Consider the following 17,692-nt stretch of genomic DNA (forward strand, 5'->3'; position numbering starts at 1 on the left):
AGGCCGAGCGTGGCCGGCGGGAATGGGGCGTCAGGCGCGTGGTGGGGCGCGGGCGTCGTCGCGCCAGAGCCAGAGGATGGCGACGGTCAGTACCGCGATCACTGGCAGCATCGCCAGGTTCAGGCCATCCCAGCCCAGCGGTCGCAGTAGCGCACCGGCCAGCAACGAACCGGCGGCGACCAGGGTGAACACCGTCAGGTCGTTCACGCCCTGGACCTTGCCCTTTTCGCCGGCCGTATGGGTCGTGGTGAGCAGGGTGCTGCCGCCGATGAACAGAAAGTTCCAGCCGACCCCCAGCAGGAACAACGCCAGCCAGAAGTGCGCCAGCGTCTCGCCATGCGCGGCGATGGCGACACTGAAAAGCACCAGCGCGTTGCCCAGCGCCAGCACGCGCGTAAGCCCGAATCGCGTGATCAGATGGCCGGTGACGAAGGATGGGGCGAACATCCCGAGCACGTGCCACTGCATCACCAGGGCGACCTGGCCCATGTCGAAGCCGGCCTGGCGCATGGCCAGCGGGGTTGCGGTCATCAGCAGGATCATCACCGCGTAGCCCAGGGCGGCCGTTGTCAGCGCAACGACGAACCGGCCCCGGGGCATGATCTCGCGCAGGGGACGGGATATGGCACGTTCTGCTGCCGGCGGTGTTGGTACGCGTAGCCAGGCCAGCAGCAGCATGGCCAGCAGGGCGAGTGCCCCGAGCAGAAGGTAGGGACCGGCTTCCGGCGTCTGTGGCAGCAGGGCCTGGGCATGGTGGGCGTTCCACGGGCCGAGGAAGGCTGCGGCCACGCCCCCGGCCATGACCAGGGAGATGGCGCGCGGGCGGAAGGCGTCGCTGGCGACATCCGCCGCGGCGAAACGGTAGTACATCGCGAAGGCCTGGTAGGCGCCCAGCAGGAGATTGCCGAGCACGAAAATCCAGAAGGCCTCGGCGAATACCCCGACCGCGGCGATTGCCGCCCCGCCGAAGCCGCCGACGCCCGCCCCCAGCAGGAAGCCTGTGCGCCGCCCGAAGCGTTTCATGAACAGGGATGCCGGCAGGGTGATGACCAGGGTCCCGATCATCATGGCGGCGACCGGCAGGGTGGCCAGCGACGGGTCGCTGGCCAGGCGCTCGCCGACCACGCCGCTCAGGGTCATCACGGTCACCGCGGCGATCAGGAACAGGGCCTGGCCGAGGGCAAGGATCAGGACATTCGCGCGCTCGCGCGGGGTGGTCTGGCCGGACATGAGATTCCTTTCGGCATTGGGCCCGGGCCTCATGGCCCGGTTCGGGTAACTGGGTCAGCGGCGCGGATGGAACTCGAGCACCGCCGAGTTGATGCAGTAGCGCAATCCGGTGGGCGCCGGGCCATCGGGGAAGACGTGGCCCAGGTGGGAGTCGCAGGCGGCACAGCGGACCTCGGTGCGCTCCATGCCCAGCGCGCGGTCGCGGTGTTCGTCGACGGCGGCAGCGGACACGGGGGCGGTGTAGCTGGGCCAGCCGCTGCCGGAGTCGAACTTGGCTGCGGAGTCGAACAGCGGCGCGCCGCAGGCGGCGCAGTGATAGAGGCCGTCCGCCTTATGGTCGTTGTAGGCGCCGGTGAATGGCCGCTCGGTCCCGCCCTCGAGGGCGATGTGATACTGCTCCGGTGTCAGGCGGTCGCGCAGTTCGGCGTCGGTCGGGCGTTGGGATGAGCTCATGCAATCTCCGGGTTGATGCTATTGTTTGCGAATCGAGAATGGGTCTTCCGGTGGACCGGGAAAATTATCCCCGGTTCTCGGCCGGGTGGCCAAAGACTGGACCGCTGGAGGTGGTCGTGGGTTGTCCCGATTGCGAACGTATCGATCTGCTGCCGGCGGCCTCCGGCACTCTTTACCTGGCACCGGTGCTGGCGCACACCCGCGCGGCCCTGCGCCAACGCATGGTGGACGAGCAATTGCCCTGCGCAGAGCCGAGCTCGGGCATCCTGGCCCTGCCGGTCAAGGGTGCCGGCGGGCTGGGCGAGATGCTGGTGCGGCTGGAGCAGGCCCTGAGCAGCTCCGAGCAGGCCGGTTGCCGCGCGACCTTCGTGCCGGAAGGCGAGGACTTCGGGCTGGCGCATCTGCAGGACACCCACCTGCTGTCCACGCTGATTGCGCGGCACAACGCGCGCGATCTCTCCGCGATCCTGGCCAACGACACCCTGGACTTCCACTTCCAGCCGATTGTGCATGCCGCGAACCCCACCGAGGTCTTTGCCTACGAGGCCCTGGTGCGCGCCTCCACGCCGGGCGGTGACATCATCCCGCCGCTGGACCTGTTCAAGACGGCGCGCAATGCCGAGCTCCTGTTCCATCTGGATCGTTCCGCCCGGATCAATGCCATCCGTCGCGCCAGTGAGCGCGGGGTCCGTAGCCATCTGTTCATCAACTTCAACCCGACCGCGATTTATGACCCGGCCTTCTGCCTGGAAACGACCGTGCGCGAGATCATGTCACGCGTGCCAGGCCAGCCGGGGCCCGCCGGCTTCGTTTTCGAGGTGATCGAGAGCGACCAGGTCAACGACATGGAGCACCTGTCGCGGATCGTCGAGCGCTATCGCCGCGCCGGGTTCCAGGTCGCCCTGGACGACCTGGGGGCGGGGTACGCATCGCTCAACATGCTGTCGCAACTGCGCCCGGATTTCGTGAAGATCGACCGCGAACTGGTCAGCGGGATCGACCAGGACATCTACCAGCAGAAGATCCTCGAAAAGATCATCGAGCTGGCGCGGGATCTCGATATCCGGGTCGTGGCCGAGGGCGTCGAGACCGTGGAGGAATGGCGCTGGCTGAAGGAGCGCGTGGATCTCTGTCAGGGCTACCTGTTCGCGCGCCCGGCCGCGGAGCCGCCGCTGCCGAACCACCCGGAGTCCTGACTACCCATCCGTTCTACCCCCGGGCGTTGGCGGTCATGGGTCCGAATCGCTGCAGAAGCACAAACAGGGCCGGAATCACCACCAGCGTCAGAACGGTCGCAGCCAGGATGCCGCCGATGATCACCGTGGCAATCGGCGAGAAACGTTCGGCCCCGACGGCCATCTCCAGGGCCAGCGGCAGCATCCCGGCGATGGTGGACAGGGCGGTCATCATGATCGGACGCATGCGGGTTTCCACCGCCTCGGTGACGGCGGCGTAAATGTCCCGGCCCTCGGCCAGTCGGCGCCGGGCCAGGTCGAGCAGGATGATGCTGTTGTTCACGACGATGCCGATCAGCAGGACGATCCCGAGCAGCGCCGGCATGGATACGTACTTTCCGGCGATCAGCAGTGCAGCGACTACGCCGATGAACTGCAACGGAATGGCGGCCATGATGATGACGGGGTGGGCGAAGCTGCGGAACTGCACGACCAGCAGCAGGTAGACGGCCAGGGCGGCCAGCAGCAGCGCCCGCATCATGTGGCCACGCGCCTCGTCGAAGTCTGCCTGCTCGCCGGCCAGCGTCGCCGGGTAGCCATCCGGGGCGGCGAAGGTGTCCAGGCGCTGCTGGACGTCGGCCACCACCTCGGACAGTGGACGCCCCAGATGGAAGCCGAGGATGTCCAGGGTCCGCTGTCCGTTTTCCCGCGTGACGATGCGCGGACCCAGGGTGTGTTCAAGGCTTGCGACCTCGCTCAGGGCGATCGGGCCCTCGCGGGTGGGCAGCAGGATGCCCTCCAGGTCTTCCGGATAGCGGCGGTCCGATACCTGGTAGCGCACGACCACGTCCAGATCCCGCTTCGGCGGCTGGCGGAAGCGTGTGGCCACGGCGCCGTCCATGGCCTGGTGCACCGCGCGGGCGATCGCGGTGCCGGTGAGGCCGAGCTCGGCCGCGCGGTCATGGTCGACCCGGATCCGCACCTCGGGGGTGTCGAGGGCCCAGTCCTTGTACAGGTCGGTAATGCCGGGGATGCCGGCAAGATGGTCCAGCAGCTCGCTCGCCGTGCGGTCCAGGGTTTGCGCCTGCTCGCCACTGATCCGGGCGATGATCGGGGCGGCGGTTGACGAGCGCGCGGTGCCGCCGAGTTCCCGGGGCACGGCGAGGGTCACGCCCGGGGTGGCCTCCAGGCGCTGGCGCACGTCGTCCATGATCTCCCACTGTGTGAGGGAACGTTGCGTCCGCGGCACCAGCGTCACCGTGATCTCGGCCTGGTTGACGCCCATGGCGCCGCGGTCGCCCATCGAGCGGGCGCCGGCTTCGTGGCCGAACTGGCTGCTGACATCCACGACGTATTCATGTTCGGCCAGATACCGCTCGACGGGTTCCAGGGTTGTCAGAGTGGTGTCGAGCCGGGTTCCCGGCGCCATGTCGACCAGAACCTGGAAGCTGCCCGAGTCGAAACGCGGCAGCATCTCGCTTCCGGTCATGCGGAGCATGCCCAGGCTGAGTGCCAGGAGTACGACCGCCACCACCAGCGTCGCCAGCGGACGATGCAGTGCCAGGGCAAGGACGTCCAGATAGAGGTTGCGGACCCCTCGCGCCGGCGCCTCCAGGGTCTCCCTCCAGCGCGGGGTGGTGGTCGACGTTGCAGGGCGCAGCCAGTAGGTGGCCAGCAGCGGGATCAGGGTGACGGCCATCACGAACGACGCGCCGAGGGCGAACGCCAGGGTCAGCGCCAGCGGACGGAACAGCTCGCCGACAAAGCCGCCCATGAACGTGAGAGGCAGCAGTACGCCGAGGGTGGTCAGTGTCCCGCCCAGCTTGGCGCCGAAGACCTCGCCGACCCCCTCGATGGCCGCCTGGCGCGGGGGCTGGCCCTCTTCGTCCAGGTGGCGGTGGATGTTCTCGAGGATCACGATGCCGTCGTCGACCAGCAGGCCGATGGCCAGGATCAGCGCCGACATGGTGACCATGTTCAGATCCAGGCCGGCCAGTTGCATCAGGCCGAAGGTCGCCAGGAACGCCGCCGGAATCGAGAGGGCGATGATCCCGGCCTGACGGAGGTCGGCGAGAAACAGCAGGACGATCACCATCGTCAGGGCGATGGCGATCATCACGGTCTGTGTCATGTCGGCGATGACCTTCTCGGTGAACACCGAATCATCGTCGGCGACGACGATGTCCAGCTCGGGCGTGACGTCGCGCAGGGGTCCCAGCGCCTCGCGGACCCGCGCGGCCACCTCCACCGTGTTGGCATCGTCCCGGCGCAGCACCTGCACGGCAATGGCCGCCCGGCCGTCATGACGGTAGGCCGAGCGCGGCTCACCGGGCTCCAGACGGATACGGGCGATATCACCCAGGCGCACCCGGGAATCGCCGTCCGCCTCCAGGATGAGCCCGCGCGCATCGGCCTCGCTTCGCAATGGCGCATCGAACCGCACGACGCTCTCGAGTTCACCGATGCGGACGCGTCCGCCCGGCGCCATGAGATTCCAGTCGTCGAGGGCCTCCAGTACCCGGGACATGTCGATCCCCAGGGCCTCGGCGCGCTCGGGGTCGAGGGCAACATGCAACTCGCTCTTGTGCCCCCCGACCACGTCGATCGCGGCGACACCGGGGATCCACTCCAGGGTTTCGCGGACGGCGTTATCGGCCTGTTCGCGGATCGCGTGGAGCGGCAATGTGTCGCTGGTCAGGGCGATGGTGATGATCGGCTTGTCGGCGGTGGAGAACTCCAGGATCTGCGGTTCTTCGATGGTGGCGGGCAGGTCGGGACGCAACCGTCCGACGGCGTTCTGGACGTCCACTGCAGCCAGGGCGCTGGTGATGCCGTAGTCGAATTCCACGCGCGCCACGGACAGCCCGGTCTGGCTGGAGGAGCTGATCCGGGTGACGCCGTCGAGGCTGGCAAACTCCTCCTCCAGCAGGCGTGTGAGTTCGCGGTCGACGTCCAGGGCCGCCATGCCGGGGTATGCAGTGATGACCGTGACAGTCGGCGGATCGGTGTCGGGAAAGAGCTGGACGGGCAAATCGAAGCGCGCCTGCAGGCCCAGGATCAAGGCGGCCGCCAGAAGGGCCAGCACCGTGTGCCGGTACCGCAGGAGGCCTTCGACCCAGGTCATCGGTCGCTGTCGTCCACGGCCTGCACGGGCCCCCCGTCGCGGACCCGCCGATCCGGGGTCACGATAATGCGGTCACCCGGGTTGATGCCCTCGAGAATCGCCTGTTCTCCATTCGGCAACGACCGTGTCACCACCTCCGTGCGGTATGCGTGTCCGTCTTCCAGCCGATAGACCCATTGGTGATCGGCGTCGCTCCGGACCGCATGTGCCGGTACCCGGATGACCGGGTCCAGATGGTCCAGGACGACCCGGGCCTGTACGGCCATGCCGGGGCGCAACGCCTCCGGCGGGTCGGGCAGGCGTGTCTCGAAGCTCCCGCTGCGCCGGCCGGCATCCAGTGTGGGGTGGACCCGGTCCAGCCGGGTCGTCACGGTGTGTTCCAGGGCGGGGATGGTCAGCTCCACGGCCAGACCGGGTTGGAGCAGCAGGCTGTCGCGCTCCGGCACGCGCAGGACCGCATGCAGGCCCTCGAGGCCGACCAGCTCGATCAGGGGCTGCCCCGAAACCGCCAGGTCGCCGGGGCGGACATGGGTGCGCCGCACCTGAGCGGCGAAAGGGGCCCGTTCCGTCGTGTATTCCAGGCGTTTGCGGGTCAGTTCCAGCGCCGACCGATTTTCGCGGAGCTGGGCCTCCAGTGTGGCGACGCGCTGGCGAGCGTCGTCGAGTTCGCTTTCCGGAATCAGACCCCGGGAAAAGAGGTCCTGCTGGCGATCGAGGTTGCGCCGGGCGGTTGCACGTTCTCCGTCCAGGCGCTGATCGGCGGCCTCTCGCTGCCGGACCTCCAGGCGGGTCTCGTCGGTATCCATACGCACCAGGACGCCATCCGCCTCGACCCGGTCCCCGGCATTCAGGGGGCTTTCCAGTACCTGGGCCGTGACCCGGGCCGAAATGGTGGTCTCGTCATGGGTCTCGATGCTGCCTCGGTACGCAGGGCTATAGAGTGTGACTCCGGTAGGTTCCGCGGCGATCGTGGTGACGGCCGGCGGTGGCACGGTGCGTGCGGCCTCGGGCGAAAACCGCTCCGACAGCCGGTCCGCAGCGCTCCAGACCGTCACCAGCACCACCCCGCCCAGCGCGAGGAGGCCCAGGGTCCGCCGAAGACCGCGACGACCGGATGGAGTCCGGGGTGCGTTCATGTTGTGCTCAGCGTTTTGGGGCGTCTTCCGGCGACAGGGCGCTGACCACCTCGTCCCGGAATGCGCTGTGGCAGGCGATGCAGGCATTTACGAGCCTGCCGTGGTAGCGGATGGACTTGTCCAGATCCTGGTCACGCGCCGCGTCGGCAAGCCCTTCGGCGGCACCGTGCACTCGTTGATCCAGCGCACGGAACTCGCTGACCCGGGACCCTACTGCCGACAGGACACGGCGACGTTCGCCGAGCGAGGGCTTCGGATGATCTGCGATCGCCTCGGCTGCCTCGGTGATGGCAGTGAAGTCCTCGACGAACAACGCGGACTGGACCCGGTTCATGTCGTCCGTGAGCCCCTGCATCACGGACTGGAAGGTATCGGCCGACGCAGTGCTAGCCAGGGGCATGGCGAGAACGGCGACGACCAGGGTGGCACGGGTGAAGGACATATCCAGTCTCCTCGGGTTAGTCGAATGTGTTCGGGTGCGGGCCGGGTGCCTGAGTCGGTTGGTCCTGCGGTGCTCGCAATGCAGGCTCCAGCAGTCGCCACAGCACGTCGCCCTGCTGGTCGAGCGGAAACTCGAAATCGGAGAGTGACCAGCGCATGACCAGCCCCTGGATCATCGCCACGATCAGGCGGGCGGTTTCGGCGGTTTCCATGTCCTGGCGAAAGCATCCCTGGGTGACGCCTTCCCGGAGCAGTTCCTCCAGCCGGGAGGTGTAACGGTCGATGATGTCGCGGACCACGGCCTTCAACTCGGGGTCTTCCAGGTGCAGGCGTTCGGAGAAGATCAGGCGCGGCAGCCCCTTGCGCCGACTGATGAATCGCAATTGTCGGGTCAGGAGGTTGCGCAGGCGGACGTCTGCCGAGCCGCGTCCGGACAGCATCGGTGTGAGTACGTCCAGGAGCCTGCGGCCGATGGACTCCAGCGCCGCGCGGAAGATCGCGTCGCGGGTTGGGAAATGCCGGAAGATCGTGGGCTGGGCGATGCCCACCCGATCGGCAATGGCCTGGGTGGAGACGTCCCGTGCCCCGCGTTCGGCTGTCAGGTCGAGTAGGGCCTGAACGATCTCTTCGCGCCGTTCGTCGCCGGATTTTCGTTGCATGCAAGTAAGTAATCGCTTTCGCTCTTTATGATGCAGATCGTATGAAGTTTATGGGGGGGGTGGCAAGTGGCTGGGGTGCGTGCACAAACGCACGGGTTTCCATAGACTCGGTGTTTATGAATCAGCTCCCGCCCGACGCCCGCAATCCGACGCTCGAATCCGCCTACCAGCTGCTGCACGATGCCGAGGTGCGCTATCGCGGGCGCACGGTGGGCACGGTGGCCAGCCTGGACGAGCGGGCGCCTGCGGAAAACTATGCCGACTGCTTCATCCGCGACTTCGTGCCCTCGGGGCTGGTCTATCTGCTGAACGACGAGCCCGAGGTGGTGCGCGACTTCCTCGCGCTGATCCTGCAGATCCGCGATACCCAGGAAGAGATCGAGGGCCATCGCCGCCTGCCGCGGGTGATGCCGGCGAGCTTCCGCGTGTTCACCGACGAGAACGGGCGCGAGTCCCTGGCGGCGGACTTCGGCGATCGCGCGATCGGGCGTGTGGCGCCGGTCGACTCGATGATGTGGTGGGTGCTGCTGCTGCGGGCCTACCAGAACCGCACCGGCGATACCGATTTCATCAAGAGTGCCGATGTGCAGCGCGGCATCCGCTTGATCCTGAGCATCTGCCTGCAGGACCGTTTCGAGGTCTTCCCGACCCTGCTGGTGCCGGACGGCAGCTTCATGATCGATCGGCGCATGGGGGTGTTCGGCCACCCGCTGGAGATCCAGGCCCTGTTCTACGGGATGCTGAAGGCCTCGCTGGCGATGCTCGAACCCTGCGACAAGGACTCGGAGCTCTTGTGCGAGCAGTCCGCGATTCGTACGCGGCAGCTGTCCGATTACATTCGCAATTACTACTGGCTGGATCTCGAGCGGCTGAACGATATCCATCGCTATCGCACCGAGCACTTCGGCCACGAGTCCGAGAACTCGCTGAACATCTATCCCGAGAGCATCCCCGACTGGCTGGTGGACTGGATCCCTTCGGAGAGCGGGTACCTGGTCGGCAACCTCGGCCCCGGACGCATGGACTTTCGCTTCTTCAGTTTCGGCAACCTGCTGGCGGTCCTGTTCGGGCTGGCCGACGAGCACCAGTCGCGTTCGATCATGCAGACCTTCGAGCAGCGCTTCGAGGACCTGATCGGGACCATGCCGGTCAAGATCTGCTATCCGGCGATGGTGGGCGAGGAGTGGCGCCTGTTGACCGGGTCCGATCCCAAGAATACCCCGTGGTCCTACCACAACGGCGGCAACTGGCCGGCACTGTTGTGGGCGTTCACCGGCGCGGCCCTGCGCGTCGGGCGGCCGGATCTCGCGCGTAGCGTGCATGCGGTCGCGGCCGAGCGCCTGTATCGCGATAACTGGCCGGAGTACTACGACGGGCGCCATGGTCGTCTGGTCGGCCGGCGCGCCAACTATCGCCAGACCTGGTCGGCGACCGCGGTGCTTGTTTCGCAGGGCCTGATCGACAACCCCGAGACCCTCAGCCTGTTCGACAGCCCGGAACCCGAGGTGCCATGAAAAAGACCCAGAGCAAGTCACGCGACGGTGAAGGCCTTTATCTCGTCCTGATCAGTGTCCACGGCCTGATCCGCGGACGGGAGCTGGAGCTGGGTCGCGACGCCGACACCGGCGGGCAGACGCTCTACGTGGTCGAGCTCGCGCGCGCGCTGGCCCGCCACCCGCAGGTCGGCCGGGTTGACCTGCTGACCCGGCGGGTGGTCGACAGCAAGGTATCCGCCGACTACGCCGAACCGGAAGAAGACCTGGGCGACGGGGCCCATATCGTGCGTCTGGACTGCGGCCCGCGGCGCTACCTGCGCAAGGAGAAGCTCTGGCCCTATCTGGACTGCTTCGCCGACAACGCCCTGGGGCATATCCGGCGGGTGGGGCTGCGGCCGGACGTGATCCACGGGCATTACGCCGATGCCGGGCATGTCGCGGTGCAGCTGTCGAACCTGCTGGGCGCACCGATGCTGCAGACCGGCCACTCGCTAGGGCGGGTCAAGCGCGAACGCCTGCGCGAGAGCGGGATGTCGGACGCCGACATCGAGGCGCGCTACAACATCTCCACCCGCATTCATGCGGAGGAGGAGGCGCTGGCTCATGCCCACCGCGTGATTGCCAGTACCCGCCAGGAGATTGGCGAACAGTACGCGACCTACGACAACTATCAGCCGGAGCGCATGGAGGTGATTCCGCCGGGCACCGACCTGACGCGCTTCCATCCGCCGAAGCGGGGTCAGCGCAAGCCGCCGATCTGGGCCGCGGTCCGGCGCTTCCTGGAAACCCCTGACCGCCCGCTGATCATGGCCCTGTCGCGCGCCGACGAGCGCAAGAACATCCGCGGCCTGTTGGAGGCCTACGCCGGGAATGACTGGCTGCGCGAGAACGCGAACCTGCTGATCGTTGCCGGTAACCGTGACGACATCGCCGACCTCGACAAGGGCGCGCGCGACGTCATGACCGATCTGCTCCTGCGGATCGATCGCCACGACCTGCATGGCCTGGTGGCCTACCCGAAGCACCACGACTCCGACGACGTGCCGGATCTCTACCGCCTGGTGGCCTCCAGCAAGGGCGTATTCGTGAACCCGGCGCTGACCGAGCCCTTCGGCCTGACCCTGATCGAGGCCGCGGCCAGCGGCGCCCCCATCGTGGCCACCAACGACGGCGGACCGGAGGAGATCATCTCGCGCTGCCACAACGGACAGTTGATCGATCCGCTGGATCCGGAGGGCATCGCCGACGCGATCCAGGCCATCCTCGCGGATCGTCCGCGCTGGCAGCGTTACTCGCGCGCCGGGCTCAAGGGCGTGCGCCAGCACTATTCCTGGGACGGCCACGCCGAGAAATACGTCAAGCTGGTGAAGTCGCTGACCCGCGAGGTGCGCCAGGAGCGCCACCACGAGCGCCGGGTCTCCGGTCATCTGGCGCAGATGGATCGCGCCGTGATCACCGACATCGACAACACCCTGCTGGGCGATGACAAGGCCACTCGTGCCTTCGTCGCCTGGCTCAAGCGCAATCGCAAGCGTGTCGCCTTCGGCGTGGCCACGGGACGGCGCATCGATTCGGCCGCGGCGATCCTCGAGGAGCATGGCGTGCCCACCCCGGACGTCTGGATCACCTCGGTGGGCAGCGAGATTCATTACGGCACCAAGCAGACCGAGGATCGTGGCTGGGCGCGCCATATCAGTCATCGCTGGGAGCCGGACCGGCTGCGCGAATGTCTGCAGCAGGAGAAAAATCTGGTCCTTCAGCCGGATGTGGACCAGCGCGCATTCAAGGTCAGCTTTTTCGTCGAGCCGCCCGGCAGTCTGGATGCGAAGGCGGTGGAGACCCGGCTGTACCGCGAGGACCTGCACGCCCGGGTGATCTACTCGCACGACCGGTTCCTCGACCTGCTGCCGGTGCGCGCCTCCAAGGGCCTGGCGGTGCGCTATCTCTCCGACAAGTGGGGCATCCCGCTGGAGCACGTGCTGGTCGCCGGCGATTCTGGCAACGACGAGGACATGCTGCGCGGGCGCCTGCTGGGGACGGTGGTGGGCAACCACCAGCCAGAGCTGGAGAGCCTGCGCGGCTTCCAGCGCATCTTCTTCGCCGGGGCCACGCACGCGCGGGGCCTCCTCGAAGGGATCGAGCATTTCGACCTCCTCAACCGCTGCGAAAGCCCGGGCGACGCCGAAGAATAGCCCGCGTTTGCTAGCGCCGAGCGCGTGAAGGCCCGAAGAAGGGCCAAGGCCGTTGCGCCACGGAGGGATCGAAGATCGCGGAGTGAGTGGATGTTGCCGCCAAACCCATTTCGCTCTGCGGATTTGCGGGGACGGCCAATCACTTCCAGGCCATGCCCTTCCTGCACGAAGGGCATGTTCCCCTTTCGTGCCTTCGTGTGCTTCATGGTGGATTGCCCTGGTGAGGCAGGGCGTCAGGGCACGGGCAGCAGCAGGGCGATCCCGGTGAGGACGGTGACGACCTCGAAGGCGCGTTTGACCAGGCGGTTGCCGTAGTGCTGGGCCGCCCAGGCGCCCAGATATCCGCCAACAAAACTGCCCACCAGCAGTGCCGGCAGCCAGTCCCACTGCACCGTCCCGAGCGTCCCGAGCATCAGGGCGCCCGCCCCGTTCCAGACCAGGCCGACCAGGACCATGGTGTAGGCGACCGCCTGGGTATAGTTCATGCCGTACCAGCGCACCAGCCACAGGGTGACCATCAGCCCCGTGCCCGAGGCCAGCGAGCCGTTCAGGATGCCGATCAGGAACAGACCGGCCGCGCCGATCAGGGCGTGGCTCCAGGAAAAGCCGATCTCGCGCACCACCTGCCCGAGCTGCGGGCGGCGCCAGGAGTACCAGCCGAGGCCGATGGTCAGCAGGCCCAGGGCGATTTCGCCGGCCCGCGGCGGGATCCCCAACACCAGCCAGGCACCGATTAACACCCCAGGCAGACCGGCCAGCAGGATAATGGCTAGGCGCCTGGGCGCGAATGTGCTTTTCTTGACGTGGCGCAGGCCGGCACCGGCACCCAGAGCCACGGATGCGATTTTATGGGTGGCCAGTGCCACGGGGTAGGGAAGGCCCAGAAAAATCAGGGCGGGCAATTGCAAAAGGCCCGCCCCGCCACCGGCCAACGCGGAGAACCCGTTGGCCACGATGGCGATGAAGACGAGTCCGAGGTGTTCGAAAATGGTCATTTGGGGTGTGTGGAACGGGCAGCGGTCAGGGGTTTTTCGCCCGGCGCTGGCCGGTGCGTTGTTGCTGGGGCTCGCGGTCCCGGTCCAGGCGGATATCTACCGCTGGGTGGATGATAACGGGACCGTACACTATTCCAGCACCCCGCAGCCCGAGACCAGCCAGCGCGAACGCCGCATCTACGACTCCGAGGGGCGCATGCGCGAGATCCTGCCGGCCCCGATGAGCGCCGAGGAGCGGGCGCAGGCCGCGGCCGAGCGCGAGCAGGCGGAACGCAACCTGGAGGCGACGCAGCGCGCGCGACAGGATCGAGTTGCGCGCGAGCACCAGTTGCGCCGGGCTTACACCTCGCTGGAGGAGATCGAGGAGCTGCGCGAGCGCCGCGAGCGTTCGATTGGTGGCAACGTCCTGCGCAGCGAGGCCCAGGAAAGGACCCTGCTGCGTGAACGCGAGCGCATCCGCCGGCAGCTGGACGGCGCCAATGAAAACTCCCCGCTGGCGGATCGTTACCGGGCGGAGCTGGACGAGCTGGACGCGCGCATTGCTCGCGAGCGCCAGTACCGTCGGGGGCAGCGTGAGCGCCTGTCCGCGATCCACGAGCGCCTGGATCTGGACCGCCGCGACTTTCAGCAACTGGTGCTGAATGGCCGCGTTAACGACTGATCAACGTCCCCACACCCTGGTCGGTCAGTAGCTCCAGCAGTACCGCGTGTTCCACTCGGCCGTCCACGATGTGGGTGGCGTTCACGCCACTGCGCACGGCATCCAGGGCGCAGCGGATCTTCGGGATCATGCCGCCGTGGATGGTGCCGTCGCGGATCATGGCATCCACCTCCGGCGCGGCCAGGCGCGGTAGCAGCGCCCCGCTGCCGTCGAGCACACCCGGGGTGTTGGTCAGCAGGAACAGCTTCTCCGCATCCAGCACCACGGCGAGCTTCTCGGCCGCGGTGTCGGCATTGATGTTGTAGGCCTTGCCGTCGCGGTCGAAGCCGATCGGGGCGATGACCGGGATGAAGTCGCTCTGATCCAGGGTGTGGACAATGCTCGGGTCCACGCCTTCCACCTGGCCGACATGGCCCAGGTCGACGCTGGGTTCGCCCTCGGCCGCGCCGTAGTCGCGCAACGGGGTCGCGCGGATCATCTGCCCGTCCTTGCCGGTCAGGCCGACGGCCCGGCCGCCGAAGCGGTTGATCAGCGACACGATCTCCTGGTTCACCAGCCCGCCGAGCACCATCTGCACCACGTCCATGGTCTCGCGGTCGGTCACGCGCAGGCCGTTGACGAATTCCGTCTCCTTGCCCAGGCGTTTCAGCAGTTCGCCGATCTGCGGTCCGCCGCCATGCACGACCACTGGATTCACGCCGACCTGCTTGAGCAGAACGATGTCACGCGCGAACGAGGCCTTCAGGTGGTCCTCGGTCATGGCGTTGCCGCCGTACTTGATCACGATGGTCTTGCCTGCGAAGCGCTGGATATAGGGCAGCGCTTCAATCAGTACGTGGGCAACGGAATGGGCCGTCTGGGTATCCATGGCGGGTCCGGTTGTCGGGTTTCGCAGCCGCGCAGTTTAGCACCCCGCCTTGCGGGTGCGTCGGGGCGGTCATGGTCAGCGTCTCCTTGAAGGTCGATTCGATATGCATGGTTTGACCGGTGACGCCGTGGCGGGTATAAAGCTGCGCACCACATACAACAAATGAAGGTGTCCCATGCTCTCGACCGAACAGAAGGCGATCATCCAGCAAACCGTGCCGCTGCTGGAATCCGGCGGCGAAGCCCTCACCCGTCACTTCTACGAGATCATGCTGCGCGACTACCCGGAGGTGCAGCCGCTGTTCAACCAGGCGCATCAGGCCAGTGGCGAGCAGGCACGGGCCCTTGCCAATGCGGTCCTGAACTATGCACGGCACATCGACCGACTGGAGGCCCTGGGCCCGCTGGTGGGCCAGATCGTCAACAAGCACGTGTCGTTGCAGGTGCAGCCCGAGCATTACCCGATTGTCGGCACCTGCTTGTTGCAGGCCATGCGCGAGGTGCTGGGCGAGGAGGTCGCGACCGATGCGGTGCTGGAGGCCTGGGGCGCGGCCTATCAGCAACTGGCCGACATCCTGATCGAGGCCGAAGAGGGCGTGTACACCGCGCACGAACAGCAACCCGGCGGCTGGCGTGGTGCCCGCGCCTTTCGTGTGGAGCGCAAGTTCCCCGAGAGCGAGGAGATCACCTCGTTCTATCTGCAGCCGGTGGACGGTCAGCCCGTTCCGCCGCACCAGCCAGGGCAATACCTCGGGCTGCGCCTGCTGATCGACGGCAAGGAGGTACGGCGGAACTATTCCCTGTCGGCGGCGGCGAACGGCAAGACCCTGCGCATCAGCGTCAAGCGCGAGCCGGGCGGTGTCGCCTCGACGTTCCTGCATGACCGGGTTCAGGAGGGCGACGTGCTGGATGTCTTCCCGCCGGCCGGCGATTTCGTGCTGCGGGCGTCGGATCGCCCCGTGGCCTTCGTGACCGCGGGAGTCGGGATTACGCCGGCGGTGGCGATGACCGAGGCGGCGCTGGCCGACGGTCGCGAGGTGCACTTTCTCCACTGTGCGCGACACGGTGGCGTGCACGCGTTCCACGACTGGGTGGAACGTCAGGCAGAACAGGTGTCCGGTCTGACGCGTCGTTATTGCTACAGCGAACCGCGTGCCGGCGACCAGCCGCACGCGGAAGGCTTCCTGACCCGGGAGCAGCTCGCCGAGTGGCTGCCCGACAGCCGCGAGGTGGATGTCTATTTCCTGGGACCGAAGCCCTTCATGCAGCAGGTGCGCGCCCACCTGCGCGGGCTGGGTATCCCGGACGACCGGGTGAACTACGAGTTCTTCGGGCCCGCCTCCGCGCTGGAGACCTGATGCGGTTGGGGTGCCGGGCCGGGGTCAGCCCCGGCCCGAAGACCCGAAGCCGCCCGCGCCGCGGGTGGTCTCTTCGAAGTCCTCGACCACGCGGAATTTCGGCTGGATGACCGGGACGATGACGAGCTGCGCCAGGCGCTCGCCGATCTCGAGTGTGTAGGCGCTCGCGCCCCGGTTCCAGCAGGAGACCATCAGCGGGCCCTGGTAGTCGGCGTCGATCAGGCCCACGAGATTCCCCAGCACCAGGCCGTGCTTGTGCCCGAGCCCGGAGCGCGGAAGGATCATCCCGGCATAGCCCGGATCCTCGATGTGGATCGACAGCCCGGTGGGGATCAGCTCGGCCGTGCCCGGCTCCAGCGTCAGCGGGGCCTCGATCATTGCCCGCAGGTCCACGCCGGCAGAGCCGTCGGTGGCCGGGGCGGGCAGCGGGAAGTCCGCGCCCATGCGTGGGTCGAGGATCTTCAGGTCAATCTCGGGGACGGGCATTCGGGGTTCCTTGGCAATGACTAATCTGTTTCGCGTGGGTTCAGGCGCTCGATGACCAGGTCGATCAGCGCGCGCGCCAGTTGGGCCTTGGGCTGGTTCGGCAGCGTGCGCTCGCCGCCCTCCCACAGGCACAGCAGCTCGTTGTCGGCGGTGCCGAAGGCGAGGCCTTCGCCGACGCGATTGGCCGCGATCAGGTCGAGCCCCTTGTTTCGGCGCTTGGTCTCGGCGTGCTCGCGCAGGTCCTCGGTCTCGGCCGCGAAGCCCACCAGGAACGGGCGCCGGGGGAGCGTGGCCGCCTGGCGCGCGGCGTCGGCGAGGATGTCCTGGGTGCGTTCCAGGGCCAGATGCATCGTGGGGTCGGATTTCTTGATCTTCTGGGCCTGTGGTTTGGCCGGGCGGTAGTCGGCCACGGCCGCCGCCGCGATCAGGATGTCGGTCGCGGGCAGGCGTTCCATCACCGCGGCGTGCATGGTGGCGGCGGTTTCGGTGGCAACGCCCTCGACGCCGGCGGGCACGGCCTGTGCGGTGGGGCCATGCACCAGGGTCACGCGTGCCCCGGCATCACGCGCGGCCGCGGCCAGGGCGAAGCCCATGCGCCCGGAGCTGCGGTTGCCGATGAAGCGCACGGGGTCGATGGGTTCGAAGGTGGGGCCGGCGGTGATCAGCACCTGGCGACCGGCTAGCGGGGCGTCTGCTGGCTGCAGCAGTTCGCGCGCGATCGCGGCCGGCTCGCGCAGGCGGCCTTCGCCCTGCTCGCCGCAGGCCTGGTCGCCGCTGTCGGGTCCGATCAGGGTCACGCCGCGTTCGACCAGGGTCGCAATGTTGGCCTGCGTGGCCGGGTGTGCCCACATGCGGTGGTTCATCGCCGGCGCCAGGGTGACCGGCGCGGTGGTGGCCAGCAGCAGGGTACTCAGCAGGTCGTCCGCCAGGCCCTGGGCGTAGCGGGCGATCAGGTTGGCGCTCGCGGGGGCGACCACGATGCGATCGGCCCAGCGCGCCAGGGCGATATGGTCCATGCCGGATTCGGCCTCGGCATCCAGCAGTTCGGTGCGCACCGGCGCGCCGGACAGGGCCTGGAAGGTCAGCGGGGTCACGAAGGCGCGGGCACCCGCGGTCATCACCACGCGCACCGCGCAGCCGGCGCGCTTGAGCTCGCGCACCAGCTCGCAGGCCTTGTAGGCGGCGATGCCGCCGCTGACGCCGACCAGTATCCGGGGCTGGGTGTCGTGTTCCGTCATGCGCCGGATTCTACCCCTTAAGGAGACGCTGATTAATTCGCACGTTCGCGCTCGAGTCGATTTTGCTCGATGACAAGGCGCGGCGAGCGAAGTGTAGCCGAGCTACATAAGCGAGCCGCAACGCCGTCAGCGGGCAAAATCGGCCGAGCCCTCAAGGGGTTGGCGCCCCATTTTCCCCGAT

At 67.5% G+C, this 17,692-nt stretch carries 15 protein-coding genes; 5 read left to right on the forward strand and 10 right to left on the reverse strand.

The window, feature by feature from the left end:
- Positions 1–30: 30 nt before the first annotated feature.
- Both B0684_RS08620 and msrB read right to left on the reverse strand, forming a co-directional pair.
- Positions 31–1,230, reverse strand: coding sequence for an MFS transporter (locus B0684_RS08620; protein ID WP_018176271.1), 1,200 nt, complete (start codon positions 1,228–1,230; stop codon positions 31–33).
- A 54-nt stretch (positions 1,231–1,284) separates the two neighbouring features.
- A complete protein-coding gene (msrB, locus tag B0684_RS08625; protein ID WP_018176270.1) occupies positions 1,285–1,683 on the reverse strand; it encodes a peptide-methionine (R)-S-oxide reductase MsrB in 399 nt (132 codons plus the stop codon).
- Positions 1,684–1,799: 116 nt separating this feature from the next.
- Between msrB and B0684_RS08630 the strand changes: the two genes are divergently transcribed.
- A complete protein-coding gene (locus B0684_RS08630) occupies positions 1,800–2,879 on the forward strand; it encodes an EAL domain-containing protein (protein ID WP_018168400.1) in 1,080 nt (359 codons plus the stop codon).
- Positions 2,880–2,892: 13 nt separating this feature from the next.
- Here B0684_RS08630 and B0684_RS08635 read toward each other — a convergent pair whose 3' ends face one another.
- From B0684_RS08635 to B0684_RS08650, 4 genes are read right to left on the reverse strand one after another with little or no spacing between them, the layout of a single operon-like run.
- Positions 2,893–5,982: an efflux RND transporter permease subunit gene (locus B0684_RS08635; RefSeq protein ID WP_018650586.1), complete on the reverse strand. Its 3,090-nt coding sequence runs from the start codon at positions 5,980–5,982 to the stop codon at positions 2,893–2,895.
- Positions 5,979–7,118: an efflux RND transporter periplasmic adaptor subunit gene (locus tag B0684_RS08640; protein WP_019572052.1), complete on the reverse strand. Its 1,140-nt coding sequence runs from the start codon at positions 7,116–7,118 to the stop codon at positions 5,979–5,981. The genes B0684_RS08635 and B0684_RS08640 overlap by 4 nt, the downstream gene beginning before the upstream one ends.
- A gap of 7 nt (positions 7,119–7,125) precedes the next feature.
- On the reverse strand, positions 7,126–7,560 hold the full coding sequence (locus tag B0684_RS08645) for a cytochrome c (protein WP_018168397.1): 435 nt from the start codon (positions 7,558–7,560) through the stop codon (positions 7,126–7,128).
- Positions 7,561–7,576: 16 nt separating this feature from the next.
- A complete protein-coding gene (locus tag B0684_RS08650; RefSeq protein ID WP_018176267.1) occupies positions 7,577–8,218 on the reverse strand; it encodes a TetR/AcrR family transcriptional regulator in 642 nt (213 codons plus the stop codon).
- A gap of 116 nt (positions 8,219–8,334) precedes the next feature.
- Between B0684_RS08650 and B0684_RS08655 the strand changes: the two genes are divergently transcribed.
- Both B0684_RS08655 and B0684_RS08660 read left to right on the forward strand, forming a co-directional pair.
- Positions 8,335–9,732 (forward strand): glycoside hydrolase 100 family protein, encoded by a 1,398-nt coding sequence (locus tag B0684_RS08655; protein ID WP_018168395.1) that lies wholly within the window; start codon positions 8,335–8,337, stop codon positions 9,730–9,732.
- A complete protein-coding gene (locus B0684_RS08660; protein WP_018176266.1) occupies positions 9,729–11,906 on the forward strand; it encodes an HAD-IIB family hydrolase in 2,178 nt (725 codons plus the stop codon). The genes B0684_RS08655 and B0684_RS08660 overlap by 4 nt, the downstream gene beginning before the upstream one ends.
- Positions 11,907–12,139: 233 nt before the next feature.
- Here the strand turns inward: B0684_RS08660 and B0684_RS08665 are convergent, their stop codons facing one another.
- Positions 12,140–12,901 (reverse strand): sulfite exporter TauE/SafE family protein, encoded by a 762-nt coding sequence (locus tag B0684_RS08665; RefSeq protein WP_018168393.1) that lies wholly within the window; start codon positions 12,899–12,901, stop codon positions 12,140–12,142.
- Between B0684_RS08665 and B0684_RS08670 the strand changes: the two genes are divergently transcribed.
- The gene (locus B0684_RS08670) at positions 12,894–13,562 is read left to right on the forward strand and encodes a DUF4124 domain-containing protein (RefSeq protein WP_018176265.1); all 669 of its coding nucleotides are present in this window, start codon (positions 12,894–12,896) and stop codon (positions 13,560–13,562) included. The genes B0684_RS08665 and B0684_RS08670 overlap by 8 nt on opposite strands.
- Here B0684_RS08670 and argB read toward each other — a convergent pair.
- Positions 13,552–14,430, reverse strand: coding sequence for an acetylglutamate kinase (argB, locus tag B0684_RS08675; RefSeq protein WP_018168391.1), 879 nt, complete (start codon positions 14,428–14,430; stop codon positions 13,552–13,554). The genes B0684_RS08670 and argB overlap by 11 nt on opposite strands.
- A 175-nt stretch (positions 14,431–14,605) precedes the next feature.
- Between argB and hmpA the strand changes: the two genes are divergently transcribed.
- Positions 14,606–15,787, forward strand: coding sequence for an NO-inducible flavohemoprotein (hmpA, locus tag B0684_RS08680; protein ID WP_018176264.1), 1,182 nt, complete (start codon positions 14,606–14,608; stop codon positions 15,785–15,787).
- A 24-nt stretch (positions 15,788–15,811) separates the two neighbouring features.
- On the opposite strand, the gene dut is transcribed toward hmpA, so the two are convergent.
- Both dut and coaBC read right to left on the reverse strand, forming a co-directional pair.
- On the reverse strand, positions 15,812–16,273 hold the full coding sequence (dut, locus tag B0684_RS08685; RefSeq protein ID WP_018176263.1) for a dUTP diphosphatase: 462 nt from the start codon (positions 16,271–16,273) through the stop codon (positions 15,812–15,814).
- Positions 16,274–16,293: 20 nt separating this feature from the next.
- On the reverse strand, positions 16,294–17,511 hold the full coding sequence (coaBC, locus tag B0684_RS08690) for a bifunctional phosphopantothenoylcysteine decarboxylase/phosphopantothenate--cysteine ligase CoaBC (protein ID WP_018176262.1): 1,218 nt from the start codon (positions 17,509–17,511) through the stop codon (positions 16,294–16,296).
- Between the last annotated feature and the right edge of the window lie 181 nt (positions 17,512–17,692).

The organism is Thioalkalivibrio versutus, from assembly GCF_001999325.1.
Classification (GTDB): Bacteria; Pseudomonadota; Gammaproteobacteria; order Ectothiorhodospirales; family Ectothiorhodospiraceae; genus Thioalkalivibrio; species Thioalkalivibrio versutus.